Source organism: Pseudomonas sp. MYb60, from assembly GCF_002979555.1.
Classification (GTDB): Bacteria; Pseudomonadota; Gammaproteobacteria; order Pseudomonadales; family Pseudomonadaceae; genus Aquipseudomonas.
This window is the reverse complement of sequence record NZ_PCOZ01000024.1, coordinates 17,693-29,940: the sequence shown is the minus strand read 5'-3', so window position 1 is coordinate 29,940 and position 12,248 is coordinate 17,693. Positions and strand designations below refer to the sequence as shown.

Here is a 12,248-nt window from a genome sequence, read left to right as displayed (position 1 = left end):
GCATGACGAAATTGTTGCAGTAAAAAGAAGCGGGTTGGTTACGCCGGCGTTCCCAGCAGCACATTGCTCGGCGCGAATTGCACTCGGATCGGCTTGCCCTCTGCGGCCCCCAGCGCCTTGAGTGCATCCGGCGGCGCCAGGGCGCAGAGAACCTGGCCGCTGGGCAGGGCGATACGGACTTCGCTGGGCCCGTCGTCGGCCTGCAGAATCGCGTCGATTGTGCCGCTCATGCAATTGTGTCCAGGTGTTGCTGCTTGCTCGGCGCCGAGCACGTCCAGCCATCCTGCCTTGATCAGCGCGACCACTTCCACCCCCGCTTCCAGTTCCAGGCGCTGGGTGCTGTCGTGGGTGATTTGCGCCTCCAGGTTCAGCCCGCCGGCCAGTTGCAGGCGAATCAGGTCATTGCGGCCGTGGCTGTCTATCGCGATGACCTGACCGTGCAACTGGTTGCGCGCACTGGTGCGCAACATCAGGCGGCCCAGCAGGTTGAAGTCGCTGGCGGCCTCATCGCTGCCCAATACCTCGGCCTGCAGGACTTGCAAGCGGTGATAGAGGCGCAACACCCGTTCACCTTCGACCGTGAGCCTGGCACCACCGCCGCCTTTGCCGCCGACGCTGCGCTCCACCAGCGGCTTTTGCGCCAAATTGTTCAGTTCGTCGATGGCGTCCCAGGCGGCCTTGTAGCTCAGCCCGGCACTTTTGGCCGCGCGGGTGATCGAGCCTTGCTCGGCGATATGCCCCAGCAACGCAATGCGCTGGGGCCGGCGGATGATGTGTTGGCTGAGGGAGGCTGGCAGGGACATGGGCGTACGCTTGGAGGACATAAGCCGAACGGTGCGGGCAAGGCCGGTTGGAGTCAAGTCAGCCGCCGGGTTTGGGCGTGCGGGCCAGGCAGTACACGTCGACTTGCCGTGCCCCGGCGTTGATCAACAGGCGAGCAAGGCTGTGGGCGGTGGCGCCGGTGGTGAGCACATCGTCCACCAGCGCGAAGTGGCGGCCGTTTATCGGCGTGTCGCACGCCAGGGTGAAGGCGTCGCGCAGGTTGCGTTTGCGGGTCTTGGCATCGAGGTCTTGTTGAGCGACGGTGTCCTGGGGGCGTAACAGCAGGTGGTCGTTCAGCGGTATGTCGAGGTGGGTGCCAAGCCATTTCGTCAGCAACAGCGCCTGATTATAACCGCGCTCGCGCAGGCGTTTGCGCGCCATCGGCACCGGCAGCAGGCAGTCGGGACGGCTGAGCTCGGCGTTGTCGAAGCGGTGTTGCAGGTGTTGGCCGAGCAAGCCGGCAAGCATACGCCCCAGCGGCCAGCGCGCCTGATGCTTGAAGCGGCTGATCAGGCTGTCGACGGGGAAACTGTAGGACCAGGGAGCGATCACCTGTTTAAACGCGGGGGGCCGTTTCAAACATTGGCCGCACGTCAGGCCGTCCATGGGCAGGGGCAGGGCGCATCTGTCGCACTGTTCCATTAACCAGGGCAGTTCGATTTCGCAGACGTTGCACACACAATCGACGGATTCCGTCACTTCGTCGCAGATCAAGCAGGTTTGTTCGTTTTTTAACCAGATGTAAACTTGGTGTTTGTGGTCAGGTTGACAGTGCATGAATCTTCCTTAAATATGCCGAGCATCCGTGTCGTGCCTGTGGGTATTGCCCTTCCCGCAGCGCTTGCCAAAGCATAATCAAGGAATCGCCCATGAGCGCCAGCACCACCGCCACTCTGCGTCACGATTGGTCCCTCGCCGAAGTCAAAGCGCTGTTCGTACAGCCGTTCAATGACCTGCTGTTTCAGGCGCAGACCGTGCACCGCGCGCATTTCGACGCCAACCGTGTGCAGGTGTCGACGCTGTTGTCGATCAAGACCGGTGCCTGCCCGGAAGATTGCAAATATTGTCCGCAGTCGGGCCACTACAACACTGGCCTGGAAAAAGAAAAGCTGATGGAGGTGCAGAAGGTCCTCGAAGAGGCTGCTCGCGCCAAGGCCATCGGCTCGACCCGTTTCTGTATGGGCGCGGCCTGGAAGCACCCGTCGGCCAAAGACATGCCCTACGTGCTGCAGATGGTCAAAGGCGTGAAGGCCATGGGCCTGGAAACCTGCATGACCCTGGGGCGCCTCGACCAGGACCAGACCGAAGCCCTGGCCCAGGCCGGCCTGGACTACTACAACCACAACCTGGACACCTCGCCGGAGTTCTACGGGAGCATCATCACCACCCGCACCTACAGCGAACGCCTGCAAACCCTGGCTTACGTGCGTGATTCGGGGATGAAGATCTGCTCCGGTGGCATCCTCGGCATGGGCGAGTCTCTCGATGACCGTGCCAACCTGCTGATCCAACTGGCCAACCTGCCGGAGCACCCGGAGTCGGTGCCGATCAACATGCTGGTGAAAGTCGCCGGTACGCCGCTGGAGAACGCCGAGGACATCGACCCGTTCGACTTTATCCGCATGCTTGCCGTGGCGCGCATCCTGATGCCGCAGTCCCACGTGCGCCTGTCTGCCGGCCGTGAGGCGATGAACGAGCAGATGCAGGCCCTGGCGTTCTTTGCCGGTGCGAACTCGATCTTCTACGGCGACAAGCTGCTGACCACCGCCAACCCGCAGGCTGACAAGGACATGCAGCTGTTCTCACGCCTGGGCATTCTTCCGGAAGCCCGTGAAGAGCATGCCGATGAAGTGCATCAGGCGGCGATCGAGCAGGCGTTGGTGGAGCAAAAAAGCAGCGAGCAGTTCTACAACGCTGTTGTGTGATTGAAATTCAGCCCGAGTTTGGCAGAGGGCTTGTGTGGGAGGGGGCTTGCCCCCGATGGCGGTAGACCGGTCACTGCTGCGTCGACTGATACACCTCATCGGGGGCAAGCCCCCTCCCACGTTGGGTCCTTTACCGCCTGTTTGACGGCGTTCCCCTTGAAATCCGAGGCCTGCATGTCTTTCGATCTTTCCGCGCGCCTCGCTGCCCGCCGTGCCGAACACCTGTATCGCCAACGCCCGTTACTTGCGAGCCCGCAAGGCCCGGAAGTGGTGGTGGACGGCCAGCCGCTGCTGGCGTTCTGCAACAACGATTACCTGGGGCTGGCCAATCACCCGCACGTGATCGAAGCCTGGCGCGCCGGCGCGTCCCGTTGGGGTGTCGGCGGCGGCGCCTCGCACCTGGTGGTCGGGCATGCCACGCCGCACCATGAGTTGGAAGAAGCCCTGGCCGACCTGACCGGGCGGCCGCGTGCGCTGCTGTTTACCACGGGCTACATGGCTAACCTCGGTGCCGTCACGGCGTTGGTAGGGCAGGGCGATACGGTGCTGGAAGACCGCCTCAACCATGCCTCGCTGCTGGATGCGGGCCTGTTGTCCGGCGCGCGTTTCAATCGCTATTTGCACAACGATGCCGAAAGCCTGGCCAAGCGCCTGGAAAAAGCCGTGGGCAATACGCTGGTGGTCACCGACGGTGTGTTCAGCATGGACGGCAACCTCGCCAACCTGCCCGCGCTGGCCCGCGAAGCGCGTGCCAAAGGCGCCTGGCTGATGGTGGACGACGCCCATGGATTTGGGCCGTTGGGCGCCAACGGCGGCGGGATCGTCGAGCATTTCGGCATGAGCCAGGAGGATGTGCCCGTCCTCGTCGGCACCCTGGGCAAAGCCTTTGGCACCGCCGGCGCGTTTGTGGCCGGCAGCGAAGAACTGGTCGAAAGCCTCATCCAGTTCGCCCGGCCCTACATCTACACCACCAGCCAACCGCCGGCGCTGGCCTGCGCCACGCTGAAAAGCCTGGAACTGCTGCGCACCGAGCATTGGCGCCGCGAGCACCTCAATGGGCTGATCCGCCAGTTCCGCCAAGGCGCCGAGCAACTGGGCCTGGACCTGATGGACAGTTTTACGCCGATCCAGCCGATCCTGATCGGTGACAGCGCCCGGGCCGTGCGCCTGTCGCAGATGCTGTGCGAGCGCGGCCTGATGGTCACAGCGATCCGCCCGCCCACCGTGCCGGCCGGCAGTGCGCGTTTGCGCGTGACATTGACGGCCGCTCACACCGAGGCGCAGGTGCAGCTATTGTTAAACGGATTGGAAGAGTGTTTCCGCTTGTTAGGCGCCACGGAGCCCAACCATGCGTGATCGACTGATATTGCTGCCCGGCTGGGGCCTCGGCGTTTCGCCGCTGGAGCCTTTGGCCGCCGCCTTGCAGGGCCTGGACGATCACCTGCGGGTGCACATCGAACCCTTGCCGGCGCTGGTTTCCAGCAACCTCGATGAATGGCTCGACGAACTCGACGCCACACTGCCCGACAATGCCTGGCTGGGCGGCTGGTCCCTGGGCGGCATGCTTGCGTCGGAGCTGGCAGCGCGGCGCGGCGAGCGCTGCTGCGGCCTGCTCACCCTGGCGAGCAACCCGTGTTTCGTCGCCCATGAGGGCTGGCCGACAGCGATGCCAGCCGAGACCTTCGACGCGTTTCTCGCCGGTTGCCATGCCGACTCCCAGGTCACCCTCAAGCGCTTCGGCCTGTTGTGTGCCAAGGGCGCCGAGGACCCGCGCGGGCTGTCGCGCCTGCTGGTCAGTGGCGCGCCGAACTCGCCGTCGAGCCTGCTGATGCCGGGCCTTGAGCTGCTCGCGCAACTGGACACCCGCAGCGCATTGCAGGCCTACCGCGGCCCGCAATTGCACTTGTTTGGCGGCCTGGACGAACTGGTGCCCGCCGAAGCGGCCAGCGCGCTATTGAACCTGCTGCCCGACGTTGAAATCGGCCTGATTGAACAGGCCGGCCACGCTTTTCTTCTGGAGGACCCCCACGGTGTGGCGGGGGCGATCCAGGCTTTTTTGCATGAGTACGTTGATGACTGATCTTTCCCACCCTCCGTTGCCAGGCGCGCTGCCGGACAAGCGCCAGGTGGCGGCGTCGTTCTCCCGCGCAGCGGCCAGCTACGACAGCGTTGCCGAGTTGCAGCGCGCCGTCGGGACTCAAATGCTGTCGCGCCTGCCGGCCGACCTTGCGCCGCAACGCTGGCTGGACATGGGCTGCGGCACCGGGTATTTCAGCCGTATGCTGGGCGAGCGCTTGCCCGCCAGCCAAGGCATTGCGCTGGACATCGCCGAAGGCATGCTCAATCACGCGCGGCCTCTGGGTGGCGCGCAGCACTTTATCGCAGGCGACGCCGAGCGCTTGCCGCTTAAAGCCGACAGCGTGGGACTGCTGTTCACCTCTCTCGCCGTGCAATGGTGTGCAAACTTCGAGGCAGTGCTCAACGAGGCTTACCGGGTGTTGCAACCCGGCGGCGTGCTGGCGTTTGCCAGCCTGTGCGCAGGTACGCTGGATGAGCTGCGCGAAAGCTGGCGCGCGGCGGATGGCCTGGTGCACGTCAATCGCTTCCGCACCTTCGAGACATACCAGCGCTTGTGTGCGGCCAGCGGCCTGCGGGTGGTGAGCCTGGAGCGGCGCCCGCACGTGCTCCATTACCCGGATGTACGCAGCCTGACCCATGAGTTGAAGGCGTTGGGCGCGCACAACCTGAACCCCGGTCGGCCGGGAGGGTTGACGGGGCGCGCGCGGATTGTTGCACTGGTGGACGCTTACGAGCAGTTCCGTCAGGCCCAGGGCCTGCCCGCCACGTACCAAGTGGTGTACGCCGTACTGGAGAAACCGCTATGAGCGCCGCCTATTTCATCACGGGCACCGACACCGATGTCGGCAAGACTACCGTCGCCGCCGGGCTGTTGCATGCCGCGCGACTCGCCGGAAAAAGTACCGCCGCCGGTAAGCCGGTGGCCTCCGGCTGCCAAGTAACCCCCAAGGGACTGCGCAATGCCGATGCGTTGGCGCTGCTGGCGGAATGTTCGCTGCCGTTGAGTTACGCTGAGGTCAACCCGGTGGCGTTCGAGCCCGCGATTGCACCGCACCTGGCGGCGCGCGAGGCGGGGGTGTCGCTCACGGTACAGTCGCTGCTCAAGCCGATGCAGCAGATCCTGGCGCGACAGGCCGACTTCACGTTGATCGAAGGTGCGGGTGGCTGGCGTGTGCCGTTGGCTGACCAGGCCAACCTGTCGGACCTGGCCATGGCGCTCAAACTGCCGGTGATCCTGGTGGTGGGCGTGCGACTGGGGTGCATCAGCCATGCACTGCTCACTGCCGAGGCGATTGCGCGGGACGGTTTGCAGTTGGCGGGTTGGGTCGCCAACATCATTGATCCGAAGACGTCCCGTCTGGAAGAAAACCTCGCAACCCTGGCCGAGCGCTTGCCCGCGCCATGCCTGGGGCGTGTGCCCAAACTCAAGCAGGCTGGGGCTGAAGCCGTGGCGCAGCATCTACAGTTGGACCTGCTTGACTGATTTTGGCTATCGCTAAGGCATTGTGCCATTAGTGTTTTTGACGGGTGTTTTGCCCGGTTCTCTGCTTCAATCACGGTTCACGATTCTCTCAAGGCAGGCTTACGCCATGGAAATCTCTGGAAGCAGCGCGTTTTATTCGGGCCTGAGCACGATTCAGACCGGGCAGAACCGTGTCGACCAGGCTGCCGGCAAAATTGCCAGCGCCGCAACGACCCAGCCCTCGGACGCACAGGTTGATCGCCTGCGCGCCAATGATCGTGCCCAGCCGTCGAATTCGGCGAGCAATATGGTCGCAATGGCCGAAGGCAAATTTCAAGTGGAGCTGGGCGTCAAAGTCGCCAAGGCTTCCGATGAGATGCTCGGCACGTTGATCGATACCTACGCTTAATCCCTCGTCTCTCTGCAGGCCGGCTCGTGTGTGGGAGGGGGCTTGCCCCCGATGGCATAGTGTCAGTCAACCTATTCTCCGACTGATACACCGCCATTGGGGGGCAAGCCCCCTCCCACATTTGTTCTGCGGTGTGCTGACCAACTCCTATTCTCTGACAATGATGTGGCAACCCGCCGCAAGCGTCCCCGTGCGCGCCATTGTTTTGCGGCATGACAAACGGCGTCTTGACATCCCTAGGTCGTAAACGTATGTTTCAAACACCTGTTTGACCGCCATAACAAATCCACGCGGTTGTTCATTCCAGATACATCAGCAGAGGTTTATCGCTATGCCTGACTACAAGGCCCCCTTGCGTGATATTCGCTTCGTTCGTGACGAACTGCTCGGCTATGAAGCGCACTATCAGAGCCTGCCGGCTTGCCAGGACGCTACCCCGGACATGGTTGACGCCATTCTCGAAGAAGGCGCCAAGTTCTGTGAGCAAGTGCTGGCACCGCTGAACCGTGTGGGCGACATCGAAGGGTGTACCTGGAGTGAGTCTGGCGTTAAAACCCCGACCGGTTTCAAAGAAGCCTACAAACAATTCGTCGAAGGCGGCTGGCCAAGTCTGGCTCATGACGTTGAGCACGGTGGCCAAGGCCTGCCGGAATCCCTGGGCCTGGCCGTGAGCGAAATGGTTGGCGCGGCCAACTGGTCGTGGGGCATGTACCCGGGCCTGTCCCACGGTGCGATGAACACCATCTCCGAGCACGGCACCCCCGAGCAGCAAGACGCTTACCTGACCAAACTGGTGTCGGGCGAATGGACCGGCACCATGTGCCTGACCGAGCCGCACTGCGGCACTGACCTGGGCATGCTGCGCACCAAGGCCGAGCCTCAGGCTGACGGCTCCTACGCAGTCTCCGGCACCAAGATCTTCATCTCGGCCGGTGAACACGACATGGCCGACAACATCGTCCACATCGTACTGGCGCGCCTGCCGGACGCACCGGCTGGCACCAAAGGCATCTCGCTGTTCATCGTGCCGAAGTTCCTGCCGAACGCCGACGGTTCGATTGGCGCGCGCAACGCCGTGAGCTGTGGCTCGCTGGAACACAAGATGGGCATTCACGGCAACGCCACCTGCGTGATGAACTTCGACGCGGCCACCGGTTTCCTGATCGGCCCGGCGAACAAAGGCCTGAACTGCATGTTCACCTTCATGAACACTGCGCGCCTGGGCACTGCATTGCAGGGCCTGTCCCACGCCGAGATCGGCTTCCAGGGCGGCTTGAAATATGCGCGTGACCGCCTGCAAATGCGTTCCCTGACCGGCCCGAAAGCCCCGGACAAGGCCGCTGACCCGATCATCGTGCACCCTGACGTGCGTCGCATGCTGCTGACCATGAAAGCCTTCGCCGAAGGCAACCGTGCGATGGTGTACTTCACCGCCAAGCAAGTGGACATCGTCAAGTACGGCACCGACGACGAGGCCAAGAAACAGGCCGACGGCCTGCTGGCGTTCATGACCCCGATCGCCAAGGCGTTCATGACCGAAGTGGGTTTCGAATCCGCCAACCACGGCGTGCAGATCTACGGCGGCCACGGTTTCATCGCCGAGTGGGGCATGGAGCAGAACGTGCGCGACAGCCGCATTTCGATGCTGTACGAAGGCACCACCGGCATCCAGGCCCTCGACCTGCTGGGCCGTAAAGTGCTGATGACCCAGGGCGAAGCGCTCAAGGGTTTCACCAAGATCGTGCACAAGTTCTGCCAGGCCAACGAAGGCAACGAAGCCGTCAAGGAATTCGTCGCACCGCTGGCTGCACTGAACAAAGAGTGGGGCGAGTTGACCATGAAGGTCGGCATGGCCGCGATGAAAGACCGTGAAGAAGTCGGCGCCGCTTCGGTGGACTACCTGATGTACTCCGGTTACGCCTGCCTGGCTTACTTCTGGGCCGACATGGCACGCCTGGCGGCCGAGAAACTCGCGGCCGGCACCACGGAAGAAGCGTTCTACACCGCCAAGCTGCAGACCGCGCGCTTCTACTTCCAGCGCATCCTGCCGCGCACCCTGGCCCATAAAGCCACCATGTTGTCGGGTGCCAACAACCTGATGGACATGAAAGAAGACGACTTCGGCCTGGCTTACTAAGCCTTACCGGTTTCGCTTCAAACAGCCGCTGCTCCCCCGGAGCAGCGGCTTTTTTATTTCCCCTGCAGGCGCGGGATAAAAAACCACCGCGCGGCGCTCAGGGATTGGTGAAGGCTGCCGTTAAAGTGATGGCAATGTGATACACGCTCGGCAGGTTGTGCTTAACTGTACGGGTAGAGGCATAGTGCCATCATCTTTTTTGCGGGTCGGAGTTTACCCTTGTCGCGCGTGTCCGCTGTACGTTTCAGTCATTTTCTTCCTTCGTTGCTGCTCTTGCTGGCCGGGCTCTGTGCGGCGTACGTCAAGGACCTCAGCGTGTTCTTCACCTCGCTGTTCAATGTGCTGCCCACCCTGGTGCTGTTGCTCGGCGGCGCTTACTGCGCGGTGTATCGGCGCCAGCGCGAGCTGTTCCTGATGATCACGGTGTACATCGCCTACTTCCTGCTCGATACCCAGACCGATTTCTATCGCGACCATGGCCGCGTGCGCGAAGACGCCGCCGTGGTGTTCCACCTGTGTTGCGTGCTGCTGCCGTTGCTGTTCAGCATCTATGCGCTGTGGCAGGAAAAGACCCACCTGTTTCGCGACTTTGTCGCACGGGGCGCGGTACTGCTGGCGGTGGGCAGTGTCGCGCTGGCGCTGGAGCAGAGTTACCCGGAGGCGGTGCTGAACTGGCTGGCAGAAATCCGCTGGCCGATGTTGCATGGCCGATGGATGAGCCTGATCCAGCTGTCGTACCCGATGTTCCTGATTGGTTTCCTCACCCTGGCTGCGCAGTACTGGTACCAGCCGCGGCCGTTGCATGCCGCGCAACTGGTGGGGTTGCTGGGGATGTTCTGGATGTTGCCGCAAACGTTCATCCTGCCGTTCACGCTCAACATCATGTGCAGCCAGGTGATGCTGATGATCGCCGCCGGCGTGGCCCACGAGGCCTATCAGATGGCCTTCCGCGACGAGTTGACCGGCATCCCCGGGCGCCGTGCCCTCAACGAACGCATGCAGCGGTTGGGACGCAACTATGTGCTGGCGATGAGCGACGTCGATCATTTCAAGCGCTTCAACGACACCCACGGCCACGACGTCGGCGATCAGGTATTGCGGCTGGTGGCGAGCAAGCTGTCGAAGATCAACGGCGGCGGCCGCGCCTATCGTTATGGCGGTGAAGAATTTGCCGTGGTGTTCGCCGGCAAGACCCTGGACGAGTGCATGCCGGCGCTGGAGGAGATCCGCGAGATCATCGCCAACTACGACATCAAGCTGCGCAACCAGGACAGCCGCCCCCAGGATGATCAGCAGGGCCGCCAGCGACGCTCGGTAACCGGGGCGACGAGCGTGTCGGTGACCATCAGCATTGGCGTGGCCGAGCGCCAGGCCGAGCAGCGTACGCCGGAGGAGGTGCTCAAGTCCGCCGACCAGGCGCTTTATGCCGCCAAGGGCGCGGGGCGTAACTGCGTGGTGGCGCATGGGCAAACCCGGCGTGGCGCGGTGCGCATGGAGGCGGCTGCCGGTTGAGTGATGGTGCTGTATTCAGCGGCTCTACAGTGATTGTCCGGGGCGTTCGCCGGCAGTAGGTTGAGGGCATCTGCTGCCGGAGACATTGCCATGCCTGACTACAAAGCTCCCCTGCGCGACATGCGCTTTCTGATCGACAACGTGTTCGATTTCCACGGCCACTACGCCGCGCTCGGCGCCACTGACGCCAGCCCGGACATGGTCAGCGCGATCCTCGAAGAGGGCGCAAAATTCTGCGAGAACGTGCTCGCGCCGCTCAACCGCAGCGGTGATGAAGAAGGCTGCCATTTCGACAATGGCGTGGTCACCACGCCCAAGGGCTTCAAGGAAGCCTTCGCCCACTACGTGGAGGGCGGCTGGCACGGCGTGGCGGCAGACCCGGCCTACGGTGGCCAGGGCTTGCCGCAGTCCCTGGGCCTGGTGCTGAGCGAGATGATCGGTTCGAGCAATACCTCCTGGGGCATGTACCCAGGGCTGACCCACGGCGCGATGTCGGCGATCCATGCCCACGGCACCGCGGAGCAGAAAGAGACGTTCCTCAGCAAGCTCACTAGCGGCGAATGGACCGGCACCATGTGCCTGACCGAAGCCCACTGCGGCACCGACCTGGGCCTGATCAAGACCCGCGCCGTGCCACAGGCGGACGGCAGTTATGCAGTGACCGGCAGCAAGATCTTCATCTCGGCCGGCGAGCACGACATGAGTGCCAATATCGTCCACCTGGTACTGGCCAAGCTGCCGGACGCACCGGCAGGCACGAAGGGCATCTCCTTGTTCATCGTGCCCAAGTTCCATGCGGACTCGGGCGAGCGCAACGCGGTGCACTGCGGCTCCATCGAACACAAGATGGGCATCAAGGCTTCGGCCACCTGCGTGCTGAACTTCGATGGGGCCAAGGGCTTTTTGATCGGCGAGGCGAACAAAGGCCTCAACTGCATGTTCACCATGATGAACCACGCGCGCCTGGGCACCGGCATGCAGGGGTTGTGCAACGGTGAAGCGAGCTTCCAGGGCGCGATCAAATACGCCAACGATCGCCTGCAGATGCGCTCGCTGACCGGGGCCAAGGCGCCGGACAAAGCCGCCGACCCGATCATCGTGCACCCCGATGTGCGCCGCATGTTGTTGACCATGAAGGCGTTCAACGAAGGCAACCGGGCGCTGACCTATTTCACCGCGCAATTGCTCGACACCGCGCACTTGAGCAGTGACGCTGCCCAGCGCCAGGACGCCGAAGACCTGCTGGCCTTCCTCACGCCCATCTGCAAAGCCTTTATGACCGACACCGGGCTGGAAGTGACCAACCACGGCATGCAGATCTTCGGCGGCCATGGCTACATCCGCGAATGGGGCATGGAGCAATTGGCCCGTGATGCGCGGATTGCGCCGATATACGAGGGCACCAACGGCATCCAGGCCCTCGACCTGCTGGGGCGTAAAGTACTGGGCAGCCAGGGCAAGTTGCTGCGTGGTTTTACCAGGATCGTGCATAAGTTCTGCGCGGCGAATGCCGAGCATGCGCAGCTCAAGGCCTACGTGGCGCAACTCAATCAGCTTAACCAGGAGTGGGGCGAACTGACCACCCAGGTCGGGATGGCGGCGATGAAAAACCCCGACGAAGTGGGCGCGGCGGCGGTGGATTACCTGATGTACAGCGGCTACGTGGTGCTGGCCTACCTATGGCTGCGCATGGCGATCGCGGCCCTTGGGCAACCGGATGCCGAGTTGGCCGGCGCCAAGTTGGCCACCTGCGACTTCTATTTCAAGCGCCTGTTACCACGCACCGCCGCCCATCGCGCAGCGGTGGAGGCGGGTAGCGAGTGCCTGATGAGTCTGCCTGCGGGAGCCTTTGCGCTATCGTGACTTAAAAATACCAATCAGTCACAACGGGACCCTATGTGT

General features: G+C 62.9%; 11 protein-coding genes. 9 read left to right on the top strand and 2 right to left on the bottom strand.

Annotation, left to right across the window (positions count from 1 at the left end):
* Nucleotides 1–38: 38 nt before the first annotated feature.
* Together CQ041_RS24065 and CQ041_RS24060 are read right to left on the bottom strand one after the other, a co-directional pair.
* Nucleotides 39–803 (bottom strand): TOBE domain-containing protein, encoded by a 765-nt coding sequence (locus tag CQ041_RS24065; protein WP_105524979.1) that lies wholly within the window; start codon nt 801–803, stop codon nt 39–41.
* Nucleotides 804–861: 58 nt separating this feature from the next.
* On the bottom strand, nt 862–1,599 hold the full coding sequence (locus CQ041_RS24060) for a ComF family protein (RefSeq protein ID WP_105524978.1): 738 nt from the start codon (nt 1,597–1,599) through the stop codon (nt 862–864).
* 92 nt (nt 1,600–1,691) lie between these two features.
* On the opposite strand from CQ041_RS24060, the gene bioB reads away from it, so the two are divergent.
* The 9 genes from bioB (at nt 1,692) to CQ041_RS24015 (ending at nt 12,209) form a co-directional block, all read left to right on the top strand.
* The gene (bioB, locus tag CQ041_RS24055; protein ID WP_016977842.1) at nt 1,692–2,747 is read left to right on the top strand and encodes a biotin synthase BioB; all 1,056 of its coding nucleotides are present in this window, start codon (nt 1,692–1,694) and stop codon (nt 2,745–2,747) included.
* A 174-nt stretch (nt 2,748–2,921) separates the two neighbouring features.
* A complete protein-coding gene (gene bioF, locus CQ041_RS24050; RefSeq protein ID WP_105524977.1) occupies nt 2,922–4,103 on the top strand; it encodes an 8-amino-7-oxononanoate synthase in 1,182 nt (393 codons plus the stop codon).
* Entirely contained in the window at nt 4,096–4,827 is a 732-nt protein-coding gene (locus tag CQ041_RS24045; RefSeq protein WP_105524976.1) for an alpha/beta fold hydrolase, read from the top strand. The genes bioF and CQ041_RS24045 overlap by 8 nt, the downstream gene beginning before the upstream one ends.
* Nucleotides 4,820–5,632 (top strand): malonyl-ACP O-methyltransferase BioC, encoded by an 813-nt coding sequence (gene bioC, locus CQ041_RS24040; protein ID WP_105524975.1) that lies wholly within the window; start codon nt 4,820–4,822, stop codon nt 5,630–5,632. The genes CQ041_RS24045 and bioC overlap by 8 nt, the downstream gene beginning before the upstream one ends.
* Complete coding sequence (gene bioD, locus CQ041_RS24035) at nt 5,629–6,309, top strand: dethiobiotin synthase (protein ID WP_105524974.1); 681 nt, start codon at nt 5,629–5,631, stop codon at nt 6,307–6,309. Before bioC ends, bioD begins: the two co-directional genes overlap by 4 nt.
* 106 nt (nt 6,310–6,415) lie before the next feature.
* A complete protein-coding gene (locus tag CQ041_RS24030; RefSeq protein ID WP_105524973.1) occupies nt 6,416–6,697 on the top strand; it encodes a pyrroloquinoline quinone biosynthesis protein PqqE in 282 nt (93 codons plus the stop codon).
* A 331-nt stretch (nt 6,698–7,028) separates the two neighbouring features.
* A complete protein-coding gene (locus CQ041_RS24025) occupies nt 7,029–8,834 on the top strand; it encodes a phenylacyl-CoA dehydrogenase (protein ID WP_105524972.1) in 1,806 nt (601 codons plus the stop codon).
* A gap of 219 nt (nt 8,835–9,053) precedes the next feature.
* A complete protein-coding gene (locus tag CQ041_RS24020) occupies nt 9,054–10,346 on the top strand; it encodes a diguanylate cyclase (protein ID WP_105524971.1) in 1,293 nt (430 codons plus the stop codon).
* A 90-nt stretch (nt 10,347–10,436) separates the two neighbouring features.
* Entirely contained in the window at nt 10,437–12,209 is a 1,773-nt protein-coding gene (locus CQ041_RS24015; protein WP_105524970.1) for an acyl-CoA dehydrogenase C-terminal domain-containing protein, read from the top strand.
* Nucleotides 12,210–12,248: the final 39 nt, after the last annotated feature.